At 36.8% G+C, this 24,156-nt stretch carries 23 protein-coding genes; 11 read left to right on the plus strand and 12 right to left on the minus strand.

Annotated elements, in window-relative coordinates; translation table 11 throughout:
• Window positions 1-11: 11 nt before the first annotated feature.
• The 4 genes from RM573_RS08585 to fldB form a co-directional block, all read right to left on the minus strand.
• Complete coding sequence (locus RM573_RS08585; protein WP_311580205.1) at window positions 12-2,927, minus strand: TonB-dependent receptor domain-containing protein; 2,916 nt, start codon at window positions 2,925-2,927, stop codon at window positions 12-14.
• Window positions 2,928-3,009: 82 nt separating this feature from the next.
• Window positions 3,010-4,047 carry a FecR family protein gene (locus tag RM573_RS08590; RefSeq protein ID WP_311580208.1) on the minus strand — a complete coding sequence of 346 codons (1,038 nt, stop codon included), beginning with the start codon at window positions 4,045-4,047 and terminating at the stop codon, window positions 3,010-3,012.
• A 165-nt stretch (window positions 4,048-4,212) separates the two neighbouring features.
• Window positions 4,213-5,451 carry an ATP-dependent RNA helicase SrmB gene (gene srmB / locus RM573_RS08595; RefSeq protein WP_311580212.1) on the minus strand — a complete coding sequence of 413 codons (1,239 nt, stop codon included), beginning with the start codon at window positions 5,449-5,451 and terminating at the stop codon, window positions 4,213-4,215.
• 94 nt (window positions 5,452-5,545) lie between these two features.
• Window positions 5,546-6,070, minus strand: coding sequence for a flavodoxin FldB (fldB, locus tag RM573_RS08600; RefSeq protein ID WP_311580215.1), 525 nt, complete (start codon window positions 6,068-6,070; stop codon window positions 5,546-5,548).
• Window positions 6,071-6,103: 33 nt separating this feature from the next.
• Here fldB and RM573_RS08605 point away from each other — a divergent pair, with 33 nt between their 5' ends.
• The 5 genes from RM573_RS08605 (at window position 6,104) to lysS (ending at window position 11,915) form a co-directional block, all read left to right on the plus strand.
• A complete protein-coding gene (locus RM573_RS08605) occupies window positions 6,104-6,235 on the plus strand; it encodes a hypothetical protein (protein WP_311580218.1) in 132 nt (43 codons plus the stop codon).
• A gap of 109 nt (window positions 6,236-6,344) precedes the next feature.
• Window positions 6,345-7,112, plus strand: coding sequence for a bifunctional protein-disulfide isomerase/oxidoreductase DsbC (dsbC, locus tag RM573_RS08610; RefSeq protein ID WP_311580221.1), 768 nt, complete (start codon window positions 6,345-6,347; stop codon window positions 7,110-7,112).
• A gap of 52 nt (window positions 7,113-7,164) precedes the next feature.
• Window positions 7,165-9,006 (plus strand): single-stranded-DNA-specific exonuclease RecJ, encoded by a 1,842-nt coding sequence (gene recJ / locus RM573_RS08615; RefSeq protein WP_311580226.1) that lies wholly within the window; start codon window positions 7,165-7,167, stop codon window positions 9,004-9,006.
• Between the two features lie 148 nt (window positions 9,007-9,154).
• Window positions 9,155-10,253, plus strand: a protein-coding gene (prfB, locus tag RM573_RS08620) for a peptide chain release factor 2 (RefSeq protein WP_311580229.1) whose coding sequence is annotated in 2 segments (ribosomal slippage) — window positions 9,155-9,229 and window positions 9,231-10,253 — 1,098 coding nt in all. Because the reading frame shifts where the segments join, the coding sequence is not laid out codon by codon here.
• A gap of 117 nt (window positions 10,254-10,370) precedes the next feature.
• Window positions 10,371-11,915: a lysine--tRNA ligase gene (gene lysS, locus RM573_RS08625; protein ID WP_311580232.1), complete on the plus strand. Its 1,545-nt coding sequence runs from the start codon at window positions 10,371-10,373 to the stop codon at window positions 11,913-11,915.
• Between the two features lie 124 nt (window positions 11,916-12,039).
• Here lysS and RM573_RS08630 read toward each other — a convergent pair whose 3' ends face one another.
• Window positions 12,040-12,783 carry an SGNH/GDSL hydrolase family protein gene (locus RM573_RS08630; RefSeq protein ID WP_311580235.1) on the minus strand — a complete coding sequence of 248 codons (744 nt, stop codon included), beginning with the start codon at window positions 12,781-12,783 and terminating at the stop codon, window positions 12,040-12,042.
• 50 nt (window positions 12,784-12,833) lie between these two features.
• On the minus strand, window positions 12,834-14,066 hold the full coding sequence (locus RM573_RS08635; RefSeq protein WP_311580237.1) for a DUF3667 domain-containing protein: 1,233 nt from the start codon (window positions 14,064-14,066) through the stop codon (window positions 12,834-12,836).
• Window positions 14,067-14,255: 189 nt separating this feature from the next.
• On the opposite strand from RM573_RS08635, the gene RM573_RS08640 reads away from it, so the two are divergent.
• Window positions 14,256-14,795 carry a YkvA family protein gene (locus RM573_RS08640; protein WP_311580240.1) on the plus strand — a complete coding sequence of 180 codons (540 nt, stop codon included), beginning with the start codon at window positions 14,256-14,258 and terminating at the stop codon, window positions 14,793-14,795.
• A gap of 126 nt (window positions 14,796-14,921) precedes the next feature.
• On the opposite strand, the gene RM573_RS08645 is transcribed toward RM573_RS08640, so the two are convergent.
• The 6 genes from RM573_RS08645 to RM573_RS08670 form a co-directional block, all read right to left on the minus strand.
• Window positions 14,922-15,092: a hypothetical protein gene (locus RM573_RS08645; protein WP_311580243.1), complete on the minus strand. Its 171-nt coding sequence runs from the start codon at window positions 15,090-15,092 to the stop codon at window positions 14,922-14,924.
• 52 nt (window positions 15,093-15,144) lie between these two features.
• A complete protein-coding gene (locus tag RM573_RS08650; protein WP_311580246.1) occupies window positions 15,145-16,740 on the minus strand; it encodes an AmpG family muropeptide MFS transporter in 1,596 nt (531 codons plus the stop codon).
• A gap of 109 nt (window positions 16,741-16,849) precedes the next feature.
• Window positions 16,850-17,179, minus strand: coding sequence for a hypothetical protein (locus RM573_RS08655; RefSeq protein WP_311580249.1), 330 nt, complete (start codon window positions 17,177-17,179; stop codon window positions 16,850-16,852).
• 214 nt (window positions 17,180-17,393) lie between these two features.
• Window positions 17,394-17,978 carry a peptidylprolyl isomerase gene (locus tag RM573_RS08660; RefSeq protein WP_311580251.1) on the minus strand — a complete coding sequence of 195 codons (585 nt, stop codon included), beginning with the start codon at window positions 17,976-17,978 and terminating at the stop codon, window positions 17,394-17,396.
• A gap of 40 nt (window positions 17,979-18,018) precedes the next feature.
• Window positions 18,019-18,606 (minus strand): YajG family lipoprotein, encoded by a 588-nt coding sequence (locus RM573_RS08665; RefSeq protein WP_311580254.1) that lies wholly within the window; start codon window positions 18,604-18,606, stop codon window positions 18,019-18,021.
• Window positions 18,607-18,609: 3 nt separating this feature from the next.
• On the minus strand, window positions 18,610-19,752 hold the full coding sequence (locus RM573_RS08670) for a methyltransferase (RefSeq protein ID WP_311580257.1): 1,143 nt from the start codon (window positions 19,750-19,752) through the stop codon (window positions 18,610-18,612).
• Between the two features lie 96 nt (window positions 19,753-19,848).
• Here RM573_RS08670 and RM573_RS08675 point away from each other — a divergent pair, with 96 nt between their 5' ends.
• The 5 genes from RM573_RS08675 (at window position 19,849) to RM573_RS08695 (ending at window position 24,104) form a co-directional block, all read left to right on the plus strand.
• Window positions 19,849-20,415 (plus strand): alpha-ketoglutarate-dependent dioxygenase AlkB family protein, encoded by a 567-nt coding sequence (locus RM573_RS08675; protein WP_311580369.1) that lies wholly within the window; start codon window positions 19,849-19,851, stop codon window positions 20,413-20,415.
• A gap of 137 nt (window positions 20,416-20,552) precedes the next feature.
• Window positions 20,553-20,876: a BolA/IbaG family iron-sulfur metabolism protein gene (locus RM573_RS08680; RefSeq protein ID WP_311580260.1), complete on the plus strand. Its 324-nt coding sequence runs from the start codon at window positions 20,553-20,555 to the stop codon at window positions 20,874-20,876.
• A gap of 138 nt (window positions 20,877-21,014) precedes the next feature.
• On the plus strand, window positions 21,015-21,557 hold the full coding sequence (locus RM573_RS08685; RefSeq protein WP_311580264.1) for a TRAP transporter small permease subunit: 543 nt from the start codon (window positions 21,015-21,017) through the stop codon (window positions 21,555-21,557).
• Window positions 21,557-22,942: a TRAP transporter large permease gene (locus RM573_RS08690; protein WP_311580267.1), complete on the plus strand. Its 1,386-nt coding sequence runs from the start codon at window positions 21,557-21,559 to the stop codon at window positions 22,940-22,942. Before RM573_RS08685 ends, RM573_RS08690 begins: the two co-directional genes overlap by 1 nt.
• Window positions 22,943-23,009: 67 nt before the next feature.
• Window positions 23,010-24,104, plus strand: coding sequence for a TRAP transporter substrate-binding protein (locus RM573_RS08695; RefSeq protein WP_311580270.1), 1,095 nt, complete (start codon window positions 23,010-23,012; stop codon window positions 24,102-24,104).
• Window positions 24,105-24,156 lie beyond the last annotated feature (52 nt).

The raw sequence follows: 24,156 nt of genomic DNA on the forward strand, positions 1-24,156 counted from the left end.
ACTCATTTTGGTTATTCAAAATAGTAATTTAACCCTAAGTACAAGTAACTACCATTAAAACCAAAGGGTGTAGAGCGGCGAGAATATTTAAATACGCCAGGGCTGCTGACTATTTCATTGCCTTGTTCGTCTACTATAGTGCCCGCATGTGAATTTGCGATGGTATTTTTATCGGGAGTGACATTGAAGAGGTTGTTTACTCCCACATACCAAGATATTTGTCGATTAAATTGGTGTTTTACTTGTATGTCGGTCAATATTTCAGCGCCGTAGGTTTGTTTGCCGCCATCCGTTATGGTGTATTTTCCGTAACGGTTAACATTAAAATTCACTGACCAATTATTTAATAGATAAGTTGCATTGACACTCATTCTATTCTTGGGCTGCCATTCTTCTATAATCGAAATATCTTGTTCTGAAAAAACTTGCTCAATTGACAGCGCATTCAATACAGTTGAGTTTGGCACATAGCGTTTACTGACATCCGTGTCGGTTATATTTCCGGCAAATGTTAAGTCAAAATTACCATTGAATAAAGGTGTTTTCCAACTAGCAATGACATCTAAACCTCTCGTTTCTGTATTGACCCCGTTAAGGAAAACCTGCGCTTTATCGACGTGGTTTTGCTGTAATAATTCTGTTAATTCTGTCGACAGTCCAACTCCTAATTTATTACTGATAACGATGCGGTCATCAATATCAATCGCATAATAATCAAGCGTGACGTTGAATTTATCGGTAAAATTAAACACACTTCCAAAGGTAAAGTTTGTTGATTTTTCTTCTGTTAATTGTGGTACACCAATCAGGGATGCGAGCGGACTATCGTTTCTAAAGGTACCTATTTGTTCTGCGGTAAAGTGCTCGTCATCATCAACAATAAATTGGGTACTGATATTATTAAAATAAAGTTGCTGCATAGAAGGGGCTCTAAACCCAGTACTGATAGAACTGCGTAAGGTGATTAATTCATTGAGACGCCAATGAGTAGCAAGTTTAATATTCGAGGTATCGCCAAAGTCATTATAATTATCATACCTTAAGGCACCATCAAACGTGATATTTTCAATTAATTCACTGTTTAGCTCTAAATATAAAGAGCTTACTTGTCTAGACTCGTGAACAGATGAATTTGTTGAAATACCAGGAAAACCTTGAATTCCGCCTAAAGCATTATGGTCAAAATAGGCACTATCGCCATGACTATCATAATCAAAATAACTATATTTCTCTCCAGGACTGACTTGATACTTATCTTTTCTTATTTCAGCACCTATGGCGAGAGAAAAGTACTCATAAATACGCCTTACATCAATATTTAAGGTCTGTAGTGATAAAGATAACGAATATGCATCTGCCGATTCTGGTAGTTGACTTCTAATTTGTTCTGGGCTCAACAACCCTCGTGAATTCAGCAGGTTAACATATGAAGCATTCAGCGAGTTTTTAGTGCGATAATCGATCGTATTTTCACCCTGTGTGAATGAAATATCTATCGCTGTATCATTACTAAGATCTGTTTTAAACCCTAAATTAAAGGACGCGTCAGTAATATCTGAATGAATATAAGGTAAATAGCCATTAGGTCTAACGGCTATATTATCTTGCAAAATAGGATTTGCTAACTCATTGGCACTGTGACGGAAAAAAGCAGCAGAATTATTTCTTCGTTTAGAATATAAAGCGAAACTATATAATTCACCAGTCTTGATTGGGTAATTAGCGTTATAAGCTAAACTTAATTGCTGATACGCAGGATCGCCAATTTTAAAGGTATTTCTATTGGCTGTTTTTTCTTTTTCATCAGTGGCAAGATAGTCGCCATTTTCAAGCTTTAAACAATCTTGATACTGACAACTACCATGTAACCCAGAGCGGTCGGTTGCTTGATGTGTAAGATAACTCAAACTTGTATTAAAAAATCCATGTTCATTGAGTGTAAAGCCTTTATTTATACTTACATCAAAGGTATTACCGTCACCTTGCTGATATTGACCAATAGTTGAGTGAAAACTGCCAGTGTTCGCTGAATCTTTTAATACGATATTAATGACACCTGCAATGGCGTCTGAGCCATATTGAGCCGCAGCGCCATCACGTAGTATTTCTATACGTTTTATGGCAGACAAAGGGATGGTATTTAAGTCAGCTCCTGCAGTGCCTCGGCCTACGGAAGTATTGATATGAAGTAAGCTTGCATGATGTCGGCGTTTACCATTTACTAAAATCAAGGTTTGATCAGGTCCTAATCCTCTTAATGTTGCAGGTTTTAATACATCTGTGCCGTCGCTTATCGAAGAACTGGCAAAATTGAATGAAGGCGCAATACTTTGCAGCATTTTACCAACTTCAAATTCACCGGTGTTCTTTAAATTTTGCTGGGAGAGAATATCTACGGGGACCGGTAACTCTTGAAGGCTTCTTGCGATATTTCTACTACCAACAATCGCTATTTTTTCAATGTGCTCTTGTTGTTGATGTGTTCTTGTTCTTTGCAGTGAAGGTGTCTTAGACGGTAATGGTGAGATATTATTACTTTCGGATTGTAAATTTATAAACGAGCTGTCTTCGATTATCTGCAATTGATTATTTTTAATCACAGAGGTTAACCCTGAATTTCTTAATAATTTTCGTAGTGCTTGAGTAAAACTGTAATAGCCCTTAAGTGTATTAGTTTGATAGTTTCTAGTTAATTCATACGAAAAAATAATCGTTTTATCGGTTTTTTTTGCAAAGGTTATTAATGCTTGATCCGCAGGTTGCTGTTGAATATCAAACAGAAACAGCTTTTCGGCGAAGCTGTTATTGCTAATACAAAGCCATAATATTGCGATGCTAGCAATTTTACTTTTCTTACTGAATAAGAATGTTTTCATGGTGTTAAAGTATTGTTTAATACCTGAAACATACGGCTGCCAAAATAACATCAAGCGAAAAAGTTACCTATTTGGTGATTTAAATGTTTGATATATTGGCAGTATAGACTTTTTTAAGATTAAGCAGAAGTGATTAAGAAGGATTCTCTGCTTTACTTAATTGAATTGAATTTGTGGCATTAAATTTATATTTAATATTGAAGTTATTTGCCAGCGATTCTAGTAAGCCATTGATATCACCAGCTTTAAAATAACCCGCTATTTTTATTTTGCTAACATCGTCGTTGGCAATCTCAAATTGAATCTTGTTATAACGACTAACTTCACTGAGTGCTTCTTTTAGAGTTTCACCTGAAAATATTAACATGCCTTGTTGCCAAGATAATTCTTGTTCCGCTTGGGCTTGTGATAATGAGAACGTTGCTTGTTGTTGTTTATTTTCAATCACCGTTTTTTCGCCGTCTGTGATGATCATACTGGAATCATGTTTTGCACGTTCTGTTTCTATCAAAGAAGCAAGTTTTTTGCTCGGTAATTGATTACTAACTAGCACTTGTCCTTCGCTGACATAGAGCTCCATATCGAGTTCATTATTTTTTTGAATATTAAACACTGTACCGAGCGCCGTGAACGATTTATTACCGGTATTGACGGTAAAAGGTCGAGTTTTATCTTTGGCAACGTCAAAAAGAGCTTCACCATACAACAAGTGTATATTGCGATGGTTCTTATTGTAATTTACCGTGATTTTAGAATGAGTATTTAATGTGACTTTACTACCATCAGGTAATAAAAACTCATGTTGTTCACCAATGCGAGTCTGATAATTCATCATTTGATTTTCAGCGGGAAATACTGAAATTGTTGATATTGACTGACCGAGTAAAATCGCCATTAGAGATAATAAAAGCATTATTAAAAATAAACTTTTAGCACTTAAACCACTTAAACGGTCATTTTTCTCTAAAGGAAATACACCATTTAGCTCATTTAATTCTTTGATGTTATCGAAAACAGATGTCGCTTTATATAGTGCTTGATGGTGAAGAGGGTTTTGATTAAGCCATGCAATTAGTTGTGGTTTTTCAGAGTCGGTTAATCCACGATTTAAACAACGCACCCAAGTTCGCGCTTGTTGTTTAATTTGTTGGTTGATTAATCGATTTGACACTTTGGTTGCTTTCCTTAATAACGGCAAAATATCTGGATATTAGCGTATATGTTTTTACTGATTACTATAAATAATAGTATACAATTTCAACAGATGATATTTTCACCGAAATTAATGGACTAAGCAAGTAATATTGAGCAGATGTTCAATATTACTTGTTTATGATCATCTTTTCGCGGATCGTTTGGCTTGTTTTTTCGCTTTAGCTTTCATTTGTGCTTTTGATTTTTTGACTTTCGGTTTCTTTAATGCAACTTTTGCTTCTTTATATTTAGGCCGTAAATCTTCTATCACTCTACGAGGCAATTTATCGCCTATATAACGTTCAATTTTAGCCACAACCGCCATATCATGTGCTTCTACTAATGAAATTGCCGTGCCTTTATTACCCGCTCGACCGGTTCGACCAATACGATGTACATAAATATCGGCTTTTCTAGGCATATCAAAATTAATCACATGGGTGATGTCATCAATATCTAAGCCTCGTGCTGCTACATCCGTGGCAACTAATACATTTATCTGTGCATTGCGTAAACGTTCAACTGCTTTATTTCTCTTATCTTGTGCCATTTTACCTTCTAACCAAGCACAAGGAATGTCTTCCGCGTATAGTTTGCCAGAAAGGTATTGCACGGTTTCACGCTTATTGGCAAAAACCACCGCTCGTTTAATTTCTTCTTGCTTCAATAAGTGAGCTAGTAAGGCAAATTTATGATCTTTATCATCGGCTAAATGAAGCCATTGATGAATCTTAGCTTTTTCTTTACGTGAAGGGTTCGATTCAAGAAATATCGGATCGTTGAGTATTTCTTTTGAAAACTTAACCACGCCTGCACCTTCGAGTGTGGCTGAGAAAAGCATTGTTTGTTTACGCCATCTTGCTTCGGCAATAATTCGATTTATCGTTTCAGCAAAACCCATGTCTAACATGCGATCAGCTTCATCAAGCACTAGAATTTCTATTTCACGCGCGTCAAACTGCTCATTTTCAATGTATTCAAGTAACCGACCCGGGGTAGCAATTAAAATATCGGTGGTTTCATTTAAAATTTCTTTGTGACTACCATAGTTAACACCACCGGTGATCACGCCACTTTTTATTTTAGTTAACGCCGTTAAGTTTTCACTTTGTTCATGTATCTGTAACGCTAACTCACGAGTTGGCGATAAAATTAGTACACGTGGAAAACCCGGTTTTGTTCTTGGGTAATCGAGTAAATGCTGAGCAACGGGTAAAATAAATGCGGCAGTTTTTCCTGTTCCTGTCGGTGCAGATGCTAACACATCTTTCCCCGCCATCGCGGCAGGTAAAACTAGCGATTGAATGGAAGTAGGTTTAGTATAACCGGCATTGTTTATGCCGCCTAGGAGTTCTGAATCTAGGTCAAACTGCTCAAACATAGTGATTTTAGGCTCGAAATTAAGATGTGCAGATTATAGTGGTAAAGTCGTCAATAACCTATAGTGCACGTTAAAAAGTTTATAATTTAATTGATTAACTGGATAATACGTCTTGTATTTCATTGTGTATTTGTTGGCACCATGAGCTAATACGTGTATCGCTGTCATTATATTGGTTATCTTCATCCAAAGCTAAACCAACAAAGTGACTTTTATCAGCTGTTAACGCTTTAGAAGCGGCAAATTCATAACCTTGGTTTGGCCATAAACCGATAACATATCCACCTTGAGCGATAACTTTGTCATGTAACATTCCCAAAGCATCTTGAAACCATTCGGTGTAACCGATTTGATCGCCCATGCCGTATAACGCAACAATTTTACCGTTAAGATCTACATGATCTATTTCATCCCAATGGCTTTCCCAATCTTCCTGAATCTCGCCATAATCCCACGTTGAAATACCAAAAATGAGTAAATCAAACTTCTCGCTTTCAGCTAATGGTATATCTTTTAGGTTAAATAATTGCACGACACCATCATCAAATTGGCTCTGAATTTTTTCGGCAGCAATTTCTGTATAACAAGTCGTTGAGCCATAAAAAAGTCCAATTTCCATGCTTTCTTCCTAGCTAGTTATTTGGGAAATATAATGGCGCGCAGTTTATCAGATCGAGCTATTAACAAGCTAGCAAGGATTAAAAAAATTATAGGAATTTTTAATGGGGCGATTGAAGCCGGAAATACCAGTATAAAAATTGATTTTTTATCAAATACCCTGTAATTTTGTCGCCTCTGTTACGGTCTGCTTGATCGTGTCTTGGTTTCTTTTAAATTGATTGTTATAAACCTTGTGTAAAAGAGATTAATTAAAATATATATTGGGAATTTCTATGTTTAAATATCGCGCTTTCGTTTTTTTGATCAGTAGCTTGTTTTGCGTGACTCATGCTTTAGCTCAAGTAGATAATACACTTTCAGAAAAAGAACAAGCTGAGATTAAGAAAACACTCGCATCTAGCATTAACTTAGAGATTCAATCCGTTAAAGCATCTCCATTTCCTGCGCTTGTTGAAGTAGTGACCAAACAAGGTTTATTTTACGCTAGTAAAGACGGGCAATTTTTAGTGCAAGGTAAGCTTTATGGCATTGGCAGTACTGATGTGATTAATCATACTGAAGATAGCTTAGCTGAATTACGCATTGAAGGATTAAAACAATTTAGCGATGACATGATTGTCTACCCCGCTAAAAATGAAAAGCATCAAATCACTGTTTTTACAGATATTACCTGTGGTTATTGTCGTAAAATGCATAAGCAAATTGAACAATATAATGAGTTAGGGATCACAGTTAAATATATGGCATACCCACGAGCAGGTGTGACTGATCAGTTAGGTAGATTATCGCAAGGTTTTAAAGATTTACGTTCTATATGGTGCCATGAACAGCCAAATGAAGCGTTAACTAAAGCTAAGTTAGGGTCATCTGTAGCACAAAGAATTTGTGAAAGCCCAGTGGAGGCCGAGTTTAATTTTGGCCGTCAAGTGGGTGTGAATTCTACTCCTGCTATTATTTTTCCTAATGGACTTTTGTTACCGGGCTATCGCCAGCCTGCCGATTTATTACAAATACTTGAAAGTATCAACACTGAAAGCTAGTTGCATGACACGCTACTTAAATGCTCAACTTTAACTAGGCAGATGTGTTTATATGAATAAAGTGATTGTGCGACGTGAAAAGGTAGATGATAGCTTTTTGCCAGCATCGCTACATCCAGTTATTAAACAAATATATGCCTCGCGTGGTGTGCAATCGTCGAATGAATTAACCCTTAAAGCTAACCAGTTAATTTCTGTTGAGCAATTAGCTGGTATCCATGATGCTTGCACAATACTTTATCAAGCGATGGTTGCGAATCAAACGATTGTTATTGTTGGTGATTTTGATGCTGATGGCGCAACAAGTACTGCTTTAATGATGACAGCGTTATCGATGTTTGGATATACAAATCATCAATTTTTAGTGCCAAATCGTTTTGAATATGGATATGGCTTAACGCCAGAAATCGTCAATATTGCATATCAACAAGGTGCTGAACTATTAATTACTGTGGATAGTGGTATTAGTTGCATTGCTGGCGTTGAAAAGGCTAAATCATTAGGTTTAAAAGTCATTGTGACTGATCATCATTTACAAGGTAAGTCGTTACCTCCAGCTGATGCTATTATTAATCCTAATCAACACCAATGCAGCTTTCCCAGTAAAGCGCTAGCAGGTGTTGGAGTGGCGTTTTATTTTATGTTAGCGATGAGAAAATATTTACGCGAACAAAACTGGTTTTTTTCCCACGAAAATAACGCTCAGCCAGAGTCATCTCAAGATGCTGATTTATCTGAAAATCAATCACTACAAAATGATGTGAACAATCATGATAGTAGCAACCAATTCAATACGTCTAAGCCTAAAATTACTGAGCCAAACATTGCACAACTATTAGATCTTGTCGCTTTAGGTACCGTGGCTGATGTGGTTTCGCTAGACGCAAATAATCGAATTTTAGTGGAGCAAGGCTTAAAACGAATAAGAGCAGGGCACACTCGCCCTGGTATTCAAGCGTTAATTGAAATAGCAGGAAAGAATCAACAACGGTTAATGGCCAGTGACTTTGGTTTTGCGCTAGGTCCACGTATTAATGCCGCAGGGCGTTTAGATGATATGGCTTATGGAATTAACTGTTTATTAGCTGCTGATTTGATGTCGGCAAGAGTGATGGCGGCAGAGTTGGATAGTTTAAATAAATCACGTCGTGAAATTGAGCAAGGCATGCAATATGAAGCCGAAACTATCATGAAGCAACTTAACTTTACCGAAGAAAATTTACCATATGCTATCTCTTTGTTTAATGAGCAATGGCATCAAGGTGTCATTGGTATAGTCGCAGGAAGATTAAAGGAAAAGTTTCATCGCCCAAGTATTGTATTTGCCCAAAGTGACAATGGTCTAGAACTTAAAGGTTCGGCAAGGTCAATTCCGGGTCTGCATATAAGAGATTTATTAGAACATATCGATAGCCAACATCCAGGGCTTATTGCTAAATTTGGTGGTCATGCCATGGCTGCTGGATTGACCATTTTAAAAGAAAATTTTGCACTTTTTCAGCAACACTTTCATGATTATGCCAAACAATGGTTAGATCATGATTTACTTGAAGGAAAAGTTTATTCAGATGGTTCATTATCATTAACTGAAATGACGCTAGATTTTGCAGAAAAAATTAGACACGCGGGACCATGGGGGCAAAATTTCCTTGAACCGGTATTTGACGATGAATTCACATTGATACAACAAAGAATCGTTGGTGAAAAGCATCTTAAAATGGTGGTGGAAAAACAAGGACAAGTCTTTGATGCTATTGCTTTTAATATTAACGTAAAACAATGGCCTAATCATAATGCAAGCCGAGTATATTTATGTTATCGACTCGATATTAATGAATTTCGAGGCAAGCAATCGTTACAATTAATGGTTGAGTATTTAACACTTTCCGCATAAGTATCTTTGCTTTCCCTTCGAGAAAAATACTTCCTGATAAATTGCGACACGCAAGCGTTTATTTACCCGTGTAATTAAGCTACAATGCGCGACTATTTTACTATTCAAATTGGCCAATGTTTTTGGCGGTGTAAAAAGAAAATTAAGCATGCTTGAAGTAAACCCTGTTTTAAATAAAATTAAAGAAATTCGTGAGCGTACAGATATGCTTAGGGGGTACCTTTGACTACGATCAGAAATCTGAGCGTTTAGTTGAAGTTGTTCGCGAATTAGAAGCCCCTGAAATTTGGAATGAACCTGAGCGAGCTCAAGCATTAGGCAGAGAACGTGCTGGTTTAGAAGCAGTTGTGGAAACTATCGACCAAATGGACTCAGGTTGTGAAGATATTGAGGGGCTTGTAGAGCTCGCCGTTGAAGAAAACGATGAAGAAACCTTTGAAGACGCACAAGCAGAAATTCAAACGTTAGAAGCAAGTTTAGAGAAATTAGAATTTCGTCGAATGTTTTCTGGCGAACAAGACGCTAATAATTGTTATTTAGATATTCAGTCAGGTTCGGGTGGCACTGAAGCGCAAGATTGGGCCGAAATGCTAATGCGGATGTATCTTCGTTGGGGAGAAGCGCACGGCTTTAAAACTGAAGCCATTGAAGTGACAGATGGTGATGTAGCGGGGATCAAAGGTTGTACTATTAAGTATACCGGTGAATATGCATTTGGTTGGTTAAGAACGGAAACTGGCGTTCATCGACTCGTTCGTAAATCACCATTTGATTCAAGTGGTCGTCGTCATACATCTTTTGCCTCAGCGTTTATTTATCCGGAAATTGATGACAATATCGAAATAGACATTAATCCTGCTGATTTGCGTGTCGATACGTTTAGAGCATCTGGTGCGGGTGGTCAACACGTTAATAAAACAGATTCTGCTATTCGTTTAACCCATATTCCCACCGGAGCGGTTGTTGCTTGTCAGGCGGATCGTTCACAACATAAAAACCGTGCTACAGCGATGAAGCTATTAAAAGCTAAGTTGTATGAAATGGAAATGCAGAAACAAAATGAAGGCAAGCAAGAATTAGAAGATGGTAAATCGGATATCGGTTGGGGCAGTCAAATACGTTCATATGTATTAGACGACAGTCGAATCAAAGATCTACGTACTGGGGTTGAAAACCGTAATACGCAAGCCGTATTAGATGGCGACCTCGATAAATTTTTAGAAGCGAGTTTAAAGTCTGGCTTATAGAAATTTTTACCCGTATATTTATATGCGGAGTTAAATTCCTATAAAATAACATAACTCAACAATAGTAAGTACTAACCTTATCAAAAATAAGTTTTGATATTTTAACCGAGAAAGAAAATGACTGACCAAGCAAACCAAGACGAAAATAAATTGATTGCCGAACGTCGTGGCAAATTAGCGCAAATTCGAGAAAACTGTCCGGCTAATGGCCACCCAAACAAGTTTGATCGAAAACACTATGCAGCTGATTTACAAGCTGCACACGGTGAAAAAGATAAAGAAACGCTTGAAGCTGAAACTGCAGAGTACAGCATTGCTGGTCGTATTATGGCAAAACGTGGTCCTTTCTTGGTCTTACAGGATATGACAGGTCGTATTCAGGCGTATGCTCATAAAACGGTACAAAAAGAAATTAAAGCGAAATGGGGCACGCTAGATATCGGTGATATCATTGGTGTAACGGGCACTATGCATAAATCAGGTAAAGGTGATTTATACGTCAATATGGACAAATACGAGTTATTAACAAAATCACTTCGTCCATTGCCAGAAAAATTCCATGGGCTATCTGACGTTGAAACAAAATATCGTCAACGCTATGTTGATTTAATTATCAATGAAGATACACGAAACACCTTTAAAGTTCGTTCAAAAATTGTCGATGGTATTCGTAAGTTTTTAACTGAACGTGACTTTATGGAAGTTGAAACGCCAATGTTACAAACTATACCTGGCGGTGCAACGGCGAAACCATTTGAAACTTTTCATAATGCATTAGATATACAAATGTATATGCGTATTGCCCCTGAGCTTTACTTAAAGCGTTTGGTGGTAGGTGGTTTTGAAAAAGTATTCGAAATTAACCGTAACTTCCGAAATGAAGGATTATCAACGCGTCATAACCCAGAATTTACTATGATTGAGTTCTACCAAGCGTATGCTGATTATAAAGATCTCATGAATTTAACTGAAGATATGCTGCGCACTTTGGCGGAAGATGTGATGGGTACGTCAGTGATCCGTAATACCGTGAAGAATGCTGAGGGTGAAATCACTGAAGAGAAATTTTATGATTTCGGTCAACCATTTGCTCGTCTTTCAATGGTGGATGCCATTTTGAAATATGGTCAAGATCTTGATGAAAATGTTTTACGTAACCCTGAAGAAAACTTTGATGCATTAAAAGCGATGGCTAAAGCTGTTGGTGTGAAAGAAACTGATGCAGCTAAAGTGTGGGGGCCAGGTAAATATATTTGTGAAATATTTGAAGAAGTAGCTGAGCATCTTTTAGATCAACCTACCTTTATTACCGAATACCCTTGGGAAGTTTCACCATTAGCTCGTCGTAATGATGAAAACCCATTTATTACTGACCGTTTTGAGTTTTTCGTTGGCGGTCGTGAATTAGCTAATGGTTTTTCAGAGTTAAATGATGCCGAAGATCAAGCGGCTCGCTTCCAAAACCAAGTGGAAGGTAAAGACGCTGGTGATGATGAAGCAATGCACTTCGATGGCGATTACATTCAAGCATTAGAATATGGCTTACCACCTACAGCAGGTGAAGGTATTGGTATTGATCGCTTAGTGATGTTATTTACGGATTCACCAACCATTAAAGATGTTATTTTATTCCCGCATATGAAACCTTTAGCTGACAAGTAGTCAGTGATTTCTAATCACGTACAAGTTGATTAGCGATTAAAAACCGGATTGTGCGATCAGAGAAAGCTTAAATAACGCCCGTAATCAATAAAAAGATTACGGGCTTTTTTATTGGGGGTTTATACTAAATAACACTCAATTTCCTTATTAATTGAGCTGCTTGTTCAGCCCATAACTTATAAGAAGCTTGTGATGGATGAAATTTATCATCTGCTAAATAATGCTCTGAAAAAGGAATGTCTGGCTGCAATAAATGGCAAGTTGGTTTGGTCTGTATTATTTCTGCCATTAGTTGGTTTAACTGTTTTGCTCGAGTCCCTAAAATCCATCTTAAAGGTTGAGGCAGAGCGGTAAATAAATGCATAGGCGGAATAGCTGTAAAGATAATGTTGTGCGTATGAAACTGATTTTCTAATAAATCCACTAACGTTACTAAGTTTTTCTGCCATTGTTTCCTACGAGTTAAATTTGTTACATCATTAACCCCAATCGCCACAATAACGTGATCAATATGAGTAAATGGCTGTGGTTGCTGTTGCAGTTGCTTAATGAGTTCGGTACAAGTAAAGCCAGTTTTCGCCATTAATTGCCATTCAACACTAAACTGGTCCGCTAGGCTCGCAATTAAGAATCCGGTTAATGCTTTATCTTGATGATCAACGCCCACTCCTGCTGCCGATGAATCGCCAATAATAAGTACTTTTAACGTGTCACCCTCAGTGGGTAGAATTTTACCAGACCTACCTTTTCGTGCGCCGTTTGGCTCTGGTAATTTAACGGTGGATTTGCGAGTCCATCTTCCTTGAATTAACAAAAGAAATATCGCGATAATCGTTAAAGCGAAAATGATGAATAAAATTGTAATCATAAGGTTTCTTGGATACTAGCGTAATTCAAATTTGCGTGAAATACTCAACATTAAGTGCTTGCGAGTCCCCAAATGAAAGCAACAGTGGCTGTTATGGCAATCATAACCATATACGTTATCCCAATGAATGCATATTTTATGGTGGTGAAAAAATAGCCTTGTTTATAAACGCGTTTTTGCATAATAAATAGATAAATTGGGATCCAGATAACGATAGCAATTTCTAAAAATTCGGTAATATGGGTGATGAGCGGAAGATAAGCTGCATAAAACTTAGCGAAACCGATAAGTTCTACCATTAAAATGGATAAGAAAATAAAACTATGACTATGTAATGCAACGGTTAAGTGTTCTAAATAAAGGCGTTTAGAAAAAATAAACATGATTTTTAATAGGCCGGCAAATAACGGTAATAAAATAAAAAGCAGTTGTGGTAGCTTTTCAATCGCTTCTTTAATTAAAGGTGTTGGATCTTCGTTAAAGGCTTTTTCTGCTTTTTTCGAAAGTAGCTGAGCGAAATCGTTAACTTTTTTATTATGCTCAGGGGTTAAAAAATCAAAAGACAAACTACCATCTTCATTGTTTCCAAAGGTTAATTTATCGGATGATAAGTTGTTTTTTTCGCCACTTTTAAAAAGCGTAATGTTTTCAATTAAGTTATCAAGATTCTTTTGTTTTTCGGGTGAAAAATTATCTTTTTCGCGTAACTTTTCAAATTCTAATTGGACTAATTTATCCGTGAGTCCTTTAATAGCAAGACTTTTTTGTTTGGTTAAATCCTCTTTATATTGAGAGAATTTTTTAATTTCATCGGTAATTAACGATTGATTATCGGGTGTTGCAGTTGCTTTTTTCGTTTGTAATTTACTGAGATGCTGTTCTACTTTTACCGTTGAAGAAACGGAATCTCCTACATTAAACGCCCCTAGGCTTTCATCGACGGCAAAAAATTTCAAAGTAAGAAAAAAAACAATACTAATAAAAAGATACAGTCTTAACGGCGGTACGTAATGCACTCGTCGGCCAGCGATATATTCGTTAGTAAGAAAAGCGGGCCTGAATAATAAAGGGATTAAGGTGCGATTTACGCGGGAGTCAAAGCTGAATATATCGTCAAGCAAGTGTAAAACAACACTCCAAAAATATCGTAATGTTGACTCAACCGATTGACCGCATTGAGAACAATACATACCTTGAACGGGGGCGTGACAATTTTCACAGGTTTTAACATTCTCTTGTGCTAATGTTTGATTGTCTTGCTTTGTTATTGATTTATCAGACATATTGTGAATTTTAATGGTTGTTTCATTTAGATAATAGCATGAGATTTTATCAAAATAATTGTAATCTTGATGAAAGCGGAAAATTAATTACCTTTTTTTACAAAAATAATCGTAACTTACGTGCTGAACTGGCAATGTTCTGTTAGATTTAATGGTAAAGAAGAAAAAGCCAATCGTAGGAGAATTAAAATGGCATTTGAAGTTACTTTTGAATTAAAAGAATCAGATCTAGAGCACTTTCGTGATGTGATGAGAAAAGCACAATCAGGCGCGGAAAGTCTAAGTGAAGCAAGTATTTTAACTAATGCAAAAAGCTTAAGTCAGGATATTAATGTTGAACTTCCGCCTTTTGTTACTGAGCGTATTAAGAAGTTAGAAACACTTGTCGCCATGATTGAAGATGCTGAGTGGGAAATTCCTGCCGAAGAGCGTAAAGACGTGTTAAGTGCCTTGGCTTATTTTAGTGATCCTGAAGATTTAGTCCCTGATCATATTCCTGTTTTAGGCTTTTTAGATGATGCTATTATGATTGAGTTAGTCGCTGAAGAGTTAAAAGACGATATTGAAGCATTTGAAGAATTCTGTGCTTATCGTGCTCGTGAAGAAGGTCGCACTGGTGATGCCACTATTACTCGTGATGAGTGGTTAGGAGCTAAGCGTCGAGAATTACATAGTCGAATGAGAAATCGTCGTAATACACGTCGTAGTGGTCGTCGTTCAATGTTCTAAATTAACGATTTTAGTTACATGATTTATTAAAAAATCTTCACTTAATGTGAAGATTTTTTTTGTCATCTTTGATGTTTAGTTTTGTTGGTATTTTCTGGAAAGCTAATCATTAACTATAGGTTTAAGTTAATGGGTCACAAAAAGCATTAAAGTGAAAAAGCCAATAATAATCGCATTAAATGAAAAAATATAAATAAAGCCACGTAAGCCTTCTTTCATGGTGTAGCCTCTATTATTAAGGTACCACCACCAAACAGCCGACATTAAAATAGGTAATAAAAATAACAATCTGATCATCTATAAACACTTTAATTTAATCTGTATATCAATATGATAGAACAATTAACGGCTAATTTCCGTTTTGTTTTTCAATCAAGGCAGTTAACGGTTTTCTAATCGCATATAAAAATAATAAACTTGGTATCACCATCAGTGAGGTTAAGATAAAAAAGAATGCCCAATTGCCATCTAACCAATCAACAATAATCCCCGAGTATGAGCCGAGCATTACTCGTCCAAACGTGCCTAATGAGGCCATTAGGGCATATTGACTAGCCGTGAAACTTTTATTACAAAGTACAGATAAAAGCGCAACAAAGGCTACCGACCCCCAAGCAGAAGTAAAACCATCAACAAAAACTGTAAAGGCAAATAATAATTTATTAGGACCAACAAATGCCATGACAGAGAAAAGTAAGTTGCTAGAAGACATTGCAATGCCACCAATAAATAACCCTTTTAATATACCGTAGCGGATGGTGAAAACGCTGCCTATTAATGAAAAAACAATGGTTGTCGCCCAGTTGATCATTTTCGAGTAATAAGCGATATCTTCATTGGAAAAACCTACTTCACGGTAAAATACAATCGACATACGACCTAAATATGCTTCCCCTAATTTGAATAAAAAGATAAACATTAATATCGATAACGCGAGTTTAGTGCCATTGCGATCGAAAAATTCTTGAATAGGCGCTACTAGAGTTGTTAGTAACCATGCGGTGACTCGATGAGTTACCGTGATCTGATAATTATTATTTGTGGTATTTTGAATCGTCAGTTGTTTGTTAAGTCGAGCGAGTTGTTGCAGAAATATAAACAGTAACCCCACGACTAAAAAAGTAACAAAGGTGAATTGATATTCGCTTGCAATAATGCTTTCAGGCCAAGCAGGGTAGCCAATATTTGCGTAAATAATGCTGATAAATATTAAAGGTAAAATAAACAAGATCAGCAGTGATTTTTTACCATATTGAGGTAAAACGTTTAAGTAATCGGCTTCAATTTTATCGAGAACTTGCTCACGATTACTTTGAGGTTCGCTAACCACTATAGCTGTGATGATAAGCACTAACATGATGGCAGCTAATATCTGAAAGACTTCAGGCCAATGCCAGTTGGGTTGGCTGACTAAAATAAATGGGATACTGCCTAGGCCTGCATACCCTGTCCACCAACCCGCTGTTGCCATTGCTGAGCCGGCAGCCATAATATTATTATCGTAACCTGATAAAGAATCAATACGATAGGCATCTATCGCAATATCTTGCGTTGCACCGGCTAGGGCAATAATTAAGCCAAACATAGCCATCAAATTGAGTTGGTTGGTTGCATCTAAATAACTGAGTTGCAGCGCGGCAAAGGCAATGATGAGTTGGGTTACCATAATCCAGCTACGTCGCATACCAATTTTAGCCGTGATAAAAGGTATTTTGATCCGATCAGCTAAGGGTGACCAGAGAAAATTAATACTGTAAGCGACAAATATCAGTCCGAATAAGCCAATACTAGAACGACTTAAGCCTTCGTCTTTTAACCAGCCAGTCATCGCAGAGCCGATTAATACCCATGGAAAACCACTGGCAACACCAAAACAAAAAATGGTAAGTAGTTGTTTATTTTTAAAGTAATTGAGTGTTTCTTTTATCGTATTTGGCGATGACATGCACAGAATTCATAATGCTAGAATTTGCTATGGAGACTATCAGAGTCGACTTAGGTAAAAAAGGATAATTTTAGTCGCTGCGTCAATATTATTAAGTTAAATGGAAAAATTATGGCAATGGGCGCCAGCCAATACAATCGATAGGATAACTCCCGATGCCATTAAAAAAATCAAGACAGGTATTTATTTCGCTACGAAAATACAAATCGGATGACAGTGCATGACTGCCATGTAAGCTCATTTCGTGCATAACATGCCAAAATACTCGTTCTTTAGCATTACCCGGCGTATCGTCCATTACCTGTAGTAATGTCCATTCTTCCATTGTATCAATAATGAACTGATCCAATTCTGTATAGTGTAGAGATTTTTCAATGACAGCTTTAATATAAGCACTAATTTGTAGAATCTTCTCGTTGATAAACTGCTCAATTATCATTTCTTTCCCCATTTCTAATAAACATACATACATGAGAAAGATCACAAAATTGCTTATTGTGAATTAATTCCGATTATTATTTTAGTCAACTTGTAGCATGTAATACCTTATGTATCGTAGATAAAGTGTCACTTGTCAAAAGTCTATTGTGTGTTTTCTGGTAGCGCTTTGTAAGTTATAACTTTTTATTTTAGCCAATGCAGTGACTAAAAGCTTAAAACGCTGCGGGCAATAATGTTGCTTTTATTAAAATAATTGGCTCAAGGGGGACATCACTCCAGGCCATTGATTCATCATAATCGGTTGCAACTGCTGACATAGCTTCAATTACTTCTTCACCTTCAATAATAGAACCAAATACGGCATAGCCCCATTTTCTGCCTGGGTCTAAGTTTTTATTATCGCTAACATTAAAAAAGAATTGTCGATTGGCAGTGTGTGGCCTATTTTCTTTGGCCATAGCAATGGTCCCCGATTCATTTTTTAAACCATTTCCGGATTCATTCACAATGTTTTCATGTGTTTTTTTCATGGCAAAATCTTTATCATAACCACCGCCTTGCACGATAAAGTCTTTAATTACGCGATGAAAAACCGTGTTGTTATATTCACCTGTCACTACATAAGTGAGAAAGTTATCCACGGTAATTGGAGCTTTCACGCGATCTAACTCAACAATAATAACCCCCATTGACGTTTCAAGTTTTACTTGAGGATATAAGTTATCAGGATCGAGATTTAGCTTATTTCCCTGGACAGCGAAAGACAGGGCAAGCAATAAAAAAGATAAATATTTCATAAGAATTCCTAAACTAAGCGGTTAGCGGCTAATCGAATTATTATTTTAAAAATTGTTGGATTTCACTATCGTTAACGATTAATGCGATAGTATCGCTAATCTGTTGGTTAAGGTTTCGCTCTAACACGGCTAAATCAGCAGATAACACGCCTTCACTACTGCCTTTATTTTTAAAAGTTTTTGTAAGTGTTTGTTCTTTTGCAGAAACTTTCGCAGTTAACGTTAATTGACTGGTGGTGTGATATTTCATTAAGGATTGGTAAACATCAACCTCTGCCGTATTAATAAATAACGCTATACTATTCATTGCATTGTTATTAATAGTTAAGCCGCTATTGATAAATGCTTGTTTCAATAAAGGGGTTAACACTGTATCAAGATGATCATGCGCGGGGATTAATTCAATCGCTTTTCCTTCTCGATGAATCGCCACAACATGACTATTTGCTCGCATGTCTGTTACTGTTAATTGAGCAGTCTTCATGGCATGAAAATTCGATTTTACCACAGGTGTTTGTGGTGCAATCACCATCTTATTTGTTGTGTTTGCGCAAGCGGTTAACAGTACAAGTGTTAAACCCGCGGCGAGTTTGTTCAATTGAGCCTTGATATGAGCAATTGTATGCATAATTTATTTCTTAATGGCCGATAATATGACGAATTTATCATTACTGGCGATGAGTTTCTCATTACCAAAAATGCGTTGTAATTTGATATGATAACCAAGTTGTCTATTGCCAACAATACGTAATTCCCCGCCTTTTTTTAGGGCGCGATAACTATCTTTAAACATTTGCCAAGCAATATGATCGGTTGTGGCATTTTGTTGATGAAAAGGAGGATTACATAATATTAGATCAACACTTTGTGGCTCAATATCTGTTAAACAATCATTGACAATAAACTCACAGTTATCAGTACTTTCTGGAAAATTAACTTGAACATTTTCTTTCGCTGAGGCAACTGCCATATAAGACTCATCAGTGAAGGTTAAGTGTGTTTTCGGATTGTCTTTAAGTAACGAAAGCCCAACAACGCCATTTCCGCAGCCTAAATCAATAACTTTTTTATCGTTGGTTAAGCTAGGTAAATTCTGGATAAACAAGCGAGCACCAATGTCTAATTTTTCTCTGGCAAAAACATTAGCATAGTTTTTAATGATTATTTGACTGTTGTCTAACTGCCAAGATTTGGTTGTTTGTTGAGGGGGTTCCTGCAACGCCGGATCAAATTGACAAAAAACTAAGCGCGCTTTTTTTACTGCTAACGAGGTTTTGGTGATCCCTAAGTGTTTTTCAAATAGTTTTAATGTCGATGTTTGAATACTTTTCGCTTTATCGCTGGCAATAAAATGTGTGTCGGGAGTTAAAATTTTTCTAATTTTACCAAGTTGCTCAACCATTAAGTTTTTACTTTTTGGGATTTTATAGAGAATAACATCTGCGGCGTTAGGTAAGTTGTCTAAACTTGAGCATTGATTGATTTTGGTTAATGGTAAATGGTTTTGTTCACCATTGTGAACTAACGCCAATTGACTAATATACGAGTCCGTTATTGTCTGTACTGTGTTATTGGTAAAATTTAAGCTAATGGCGCCAAAGTTATCATTGAATATTAATACGCTTGAATTATTTGTTATTAAATGATTATCAGAAACATAATTTACTAAATACTCATCGGCTGCATCCCATGCCTGTAAACTGCGGTTAACCTGATTAATCGGGTAACGATCGAGAAATAAATTTTTGTCATTGATAATAAAGGGACTAAACATAGATAATTAAGCTACTAATATTGCTAGATGAAAGGTAACTATTGTGCCAAAATTCGGCTCTCGTCACTAGGGTAAATTAAGAAGAAGCCGATTAAAATTTCATTAAGTGGAGCAAGTGTTGCTTACTATCCTAATTTTATTGATTTTAGTGAAAGTAAAAGACTGACAAAACAACTTTATCAAGAAATTGCTTGGCGACAAGATAAAATTGCTATGTTTGGCAAAATGGTCGATATTCCAAGACTTCAAGCTTGGTTTGGTGATAATAATGCGAGTTATACTTATTCGAAATTAACGTTATTCCCGCTTAATTGGACGCGTCATTTATTAGAGTTTAAACAACAGGTGAGTGAGTTTTGTCAGCAAGAATTTAATGCCATGCTGGCTAATTGCTATCGTGATCATCGAGACTCGGTTAGCTGGCACAGTGATGATGAACCTGAGCTAGGAGAACAGCCAATCATTGCATCGTTATCGTTTGGTTGCCAGCGCATGTTTCATTTAAAGCATAAAGGCAGTGGAGAAAGCGTTAAATTACCCTTACAATCTGGCAGCTTGTTAGTTATGTCGGGGGATACACAAAAAAACTGGCAACATGCTATCCATAAAAGTCGTGTTGAACAATCAATGAGAATTAATTTAACGTTTCGAAATATCCAATAAATTTATTTGCTATTGTTTTTGTTGTTTGAGCAGTAGCTTAGCGTTATTTCTTAAAGATAGACATCTAGACTGATGGCACAATGAGCCATCAATACTAGAATTAAAGTTATAAATATAAAATAAACAGGGATCAGCCAATGACCGTTGAAAGCATTATTGAAGAAAAATTATTATCTGCATTTTCCCCTTTACACCTTGATGTCATAAATGAAAGTCATCAGCATAATGTAGCACCAGGAAGTGAGTCTCATTTTAAAGTGATCATTGTTTCAAATAGTTTTGAAGGTGAACGTTTAATTAAAAGACATCGCGCTATCAATGAGGTATTAGCGACAGAGTTAGCTGAAAAAATTCATGCTTTAGCGTTGCATACTTATACAGAAAAAGAATGGCATGATTATTATGAAGCTAATACTCCTTTATCACCTAAATGTTTAGGTGGCGGGAAAAAATCCGCGTAATCATGAATAAAATCAAAAATGGCTGCTACCTCTTAGTGGCCATTTTTTTATCTTAGTACTTAATAATTATTTCATTCAGTTGAAGAATCTGGTATTTGTTCTCTTTATAAAAACTATAAATAAAATCTGGGAAAATTCATGTCTCTTAAATGGTTAGAAAATACCATTTCATCTATAGATAAATTTACCGACTACACGGGGAAACTCATCGCTTGGTTAACCTTTGCTATGGTGGTGGTAAGTTTTGTTATTGTGTTATTGCGTTATGCGTTTAATCTTGGTTGGGTTGCCATGCAAGAATCTGTTTTGTATTTTCATGCCATGGTTTTTATGCTTGGCGCTGCGTACACCTTAAAAGTAGATGGTCATGTCCGTGTGGATATTTTTTATCAACGTTTTTCGAAAAAACAACAAGCGATGGTAAATTTGTTCGGTGCATTATTTTTACTTGCGCCTGTGTGTATCACTATTTTTATCATCAGTTTTGATTATGTCGTTATTGCTTGGCAAATTATGGAAAAATCAAGTGAAGCGGGCGGCTTACCCATAGTTTTTATCAATAAATCACTCATTTTATTACTTGCTATTACCTTGTTATTACAAGGTGTGGCGGAAATAGGGCGGAATTTTTTGATTGTCACAACTCGTGCTCAGACAACTGAACAAAAAGGAGGCAACTAATGGAGTATATTGCTTTATTGATGTTTGTTGTTGTATGTTTGGTTTTGCTATTAGGGTATCCGGTTGCGCTTTCTTTGGCGGGAACGGCCTTAATTTTTGCTGGTTTAGGCAGTGTTTTTAATATTTTTGAACCCGCTTTTTTAACTGCGTTACCTAGCCGAATCTATGGCGTCATGAACAATCAAACGTTATTAGCGGTACCCTTATTTGTTTTTATGGGGGCAATGCTAGAGCGCTCAAAAATTGCGGAAAACTTACTCAACGCCATGTCGGTATTATTTGGCCGCTTTAATGGCGGACTAGGTATCTCAGTGACTTTAGTGGGAATGTTGCTGGCAGCAAGTACAGGTATCGTTGGCGCGACAGTTGTTACTATGGGCTTATTGTCATTACCGACAATGTTAAAACGTGGTTATAACCCTCAATTTTCTACCGGCATTATATGTGCAACGGGAACCTTAGGGCAGATCATTCCCCCCTCTATTGCTCTAGTTTTATTAGGGGATGTTTTATCAAGTGCATATCAAAAAGCCCAACTTCAAATGGGGATATTTAGCCCTGAAACGGTTTCCGTAGGAGATCTATTTGCTGGCGCTGTGATCCCAGGGTTGATTTTGGTTTTCTTATATATGCTCTATTGTTTGATTTATGCTTATTTAAAACCAAATGAAGTACCAAGTTTAACTCCACAAGATATCAAAGAGATTCAAGGGAATAGATCAAAAACGTCATTAATGCTATCGGCTTTGGTGCCACCTTTGTTGCTAATGTTTGCTGTGCTTGGTTCCATATTACTTGGTTTTGCTACACCTACTGAGGCTGCAGGAGTAGGTGCGATTGGCGCGGTAATTTTGGCATTGTTTCAAAAGCAACTCTCTCGTGAAAATTTAATAGCGGTGATGCAAAGTACGGTTAAAATTACTTCTATGGTGTTTTTAATCTTAATCGGAGCTAGTTTATTTTCATTGGTTTTCCGAGGTTTTGGCGGAGAAGAACTCGTTCAAGGTTTTTTTGAAGGTATGCCTGGTGGTGTCGTAGGTGCAACCTTAATCGTCATGTTAGTTATTTTCTTATTAGGGTTTATTTTAGACTTTATCGAAATTACTTTTGTCGTTGTGCCTATTGTTGCGCCTATTTTATTAGCGATGGGGTTAGATCCCATTTGGCTAGGCATTATGATAGCCATCAATTTGCAAACCTCTTTTTTAACACCTCCTTTTGGTTTTGCGTTATTTTATTTACGCGGTGTCGCCGATAAAGCGATTAAAACATCCGCGATTTATCGGGGGGTTATTCCCTTTATATTGATGCAATTATTGTTATTATTAGCGCTTGCTAAGTGGCCTGAATTAATCACTTGGCTACCTTCAGTCATTTATGGGTAGTGAGCCGCTAACTCTAAGAAATCAGGCCGCTGAAAGGCGACTATAAAAAGAAAAATATGGAAAAATTATGAAAAAATCACGATTAAAATCTTTCGCGTTGCTTGTTTTTACAACCGTTGTTCTTTTGGGATGCGGTGAAAAAGACAAAACCATTTCGACAGTGGCCGATAAAGCCGAAACATTCCAGTGGAAACTTGTGACTTCTTGGCCGAAGAACTTTCCTGGATTAGGCATGGCACCTGAAAAATTTGCTCAATATGTTGATGAAATGAGTGGTGGTCGATTAACCGTTAAAGTGTATGGGGCTGGTGAATTAGTGCCTGGTTTTGAAGTCTTTGATGCTGTCTCGCAAGGGACCGTACAAATGGGACACAGTGGGGCTTACTATTGGAAAGGGAAAATGCCGGCAGCACCTATTTTTAGCGCTATCCCTTTTGGTATGACAGCTACGGAATTTAATGCCTGGTTACACTACGGTGGAGGCTTGGCGCTTTGGCAAGAGCTGTATCAACCGTTTGGTGTAGTCCCTATGGCAGGCGGTAATTCTGGAGCACAATTTGCTGGTTGGTTTAAAAAAGAAATTAATTCGATTGAAGACCTTAAAGGGTTAAAAATGCGAATTCCTGGTTTAGGAGGAGAAGTATTAAAACGCGCTGGCGCGATCCCAGTTACCTTAACGGGCGGTGAAATTTTTTCTTCATTACAAAGTGGCGCTATTGATGCCTCTGAATGGGTTGGTCCATATAATGATTTAGCTTTTGGTTTTCATCAAGTGGCAGAATATTATTATTCTTCCGTTTGGCATGAAACAGGAACAACTTTAGAGTTTCTAGTCAACGAAAAAGCGTTAAATGCATTGCCAAAAGACTTACAGAAAATTGTTGAAATTGCTGCTCGTGCAGTCAATGAAGATACGTTAGATGAATACAATGCGCGTAATAATAATGCTTTGAAAGACTTAGTTAAAAAACATCAAGTTAAGTTGCGACAGTTTCCACCCGAGGTGATGCAAGCCTTAAAAGGTTACACCGAAGAAGTGCTTTCTGAACAAGCTGAAAATGATGAGAATTTTGCTAAAGTATGGTCGTCTTATAGTGAGTTTTTACAAACAATGCGAGAATACAACGATTTAACTTTAAAAGAGTACTATCAAAATAGATAATACTCTTTAAATAAAATACAGATATTTCATTTGGTTAGGTGAAATATCTGAT

Origin of the sequence: Thalassotalea castellviae, assembly GCF_031846185.1 — a bacterium.
In the GTDB taxonomy this organism is placed as follows: Bacteria; Pseudomonadota; Gammaproteobacteria; order Enterobacterales; family Alteromonadaceae; genus Thalassotalea_H; species Thalassotalea_H castellviae.

What these genes read in the sequence shown, in the direction of transcription:
- RM573_RS08605 (WP_311580218.1), top strand. Translation starts at nt 6,104, where the DNA reads ATGGCGCGCAGTTTATCAGATCGAGCTATTAACAAGCTAGCAAGGATT.
- RM573_RS08695 (WP_311580270.1), top strand. Translation starts at nt 23,010, where the DNA reads ATGAAAAAATCACGATTAAAATCTTTCGCGTTGCTTGTTTTTACAACC.
- fldB (WP_311580215.1), bottom strand. Translation starts at nt 6,070, where the DNA reads ATGGAAATTGGACTTTTTTATGGCTCAACGACTTGTTATACAGAAATT.
- RM573_RS08660 (WP_311580251.1), bottom strand. Translation starts at nt 17,978, where the DNA reads ATGAAATATTTATCTTTTTTATTGCTTGCCCTGTCTTTCGCTGTCCAG.
- dsbC (WP_311580221.1), top strand. Translation starts at nt 6,345, where the DNA reads ATGTTTAAATATCGCGCTTTCGTTTTTTTGATCAGTAGCTTGTTTTGC.
- srmB (WP_311580212.1), bottom strand. Translation starts at nt 5,451, where the DNA reads ATGTTTGAGCAGTTTGACCTAGATTCAGAACTCCTAGGCGGCATAAAC.
- RM573_RS08665 (WP_311580254.1), bottom strand. Translation starts at nt 18,606, where the DNA reads ATGCATACAATTGCTCATATCAAGGCTCAATTGAACAAACTCGCCGCG.
- RM573_RS08630 (WP_311580235.1), bottom strand. Translation starts at nt 12,783, where the DNA reads ATGATTACAATTTTATTCATCATTTTCGCTTTAACGATTATCGCGATA.
- RM573_RS08635 (WP_311580237.1), bottom strand. Translation starts at nt 14,066, where the DNA reads ATGTCTGATAAATCAATAACAAAGCAAGACAATCAAACATTAGCACAA.
- RM573_RS08655 (WP_311580249.1), bottom strand. Translation starts at nt 17,179, where the DNA reads ATGATAATTGAGCAGTTTATCAACGAGAAGATTCTACAAATTAGTGCT.
- RM573_RS08645 (WP_311580243.1), bottom strand. Translation starts at nt 15,092, where the DNA reads ATGATCAGATTGTTATTTTTATTACCTATTTTAATGTCGGCTGTTTGG.
- RM573_RS08640 (WP_311580240.1), top strand. Translation starts at nt 14,256, where the DNA reads ATGGCATTTGAAGTTACTTTTGAATTAAAAGAATCAGATCTAGAGCAC.
- RM573_RS08585 (WP_311580205.1), bottom strand. Translation starts at nt 2,927, where the DNA reads ATGTTATTTTGGCAGCCGTATGTTTCAGGTATTAAACAATACTTTAAC.
- recJ (WP_311580226.1), top strand. Translation starts at nt 7,165, where the DNA reads ATGAATAAAGTGATTGTGCGACGTGAAAAGGTAGATGATAGCTTTTTG.
- RM573_RS08685 (WP_311580264.1), top strand. Translation starts at nt 21,015, where the DNA reads ATGTCTCTTAAATGGTTAGAAAATACCATTTCATCTATAGATAAATTT.
- RM573_RS08650 (WP_311580246.1), bottom strand. Translation starts at nt 16,740, where the DNA reads ATGTCATCGCCAAATACGATAAAAGAAACACTCAATTACTTTAAAAAT.
- RM573_RS08690 (WP_311580267.1), top strand. Translation starts at nt 21,557, where the DNA reads ATGGAGTATATTGCTTTATTGATGTTTGTTGTTGTATGTTTGGTTTTG.
- lysS (WP_311580232.1), top strand. Translation starts at nt 10,371, where the DNA reads ATGACTGACCAAGCAAACCAAGACGAAAATAAATTGATTGCCGAACGT.
- RM573_RS08670 (WP_311580257.1), bottom strand. Translation starts at nt 19,752, where the DNA reads ATGTTTAGTCCCTTTATTATCAATGACAAAAATTTATTTCTCGATCGT.
- RM573_RS08680 (WP_311580260.1), top strand. Translation starts at nt 20,553, where the DNA reads ATGACCGTTGAAAGCATTATTGAAGAAAAATTATTATCTGCATTTTCC.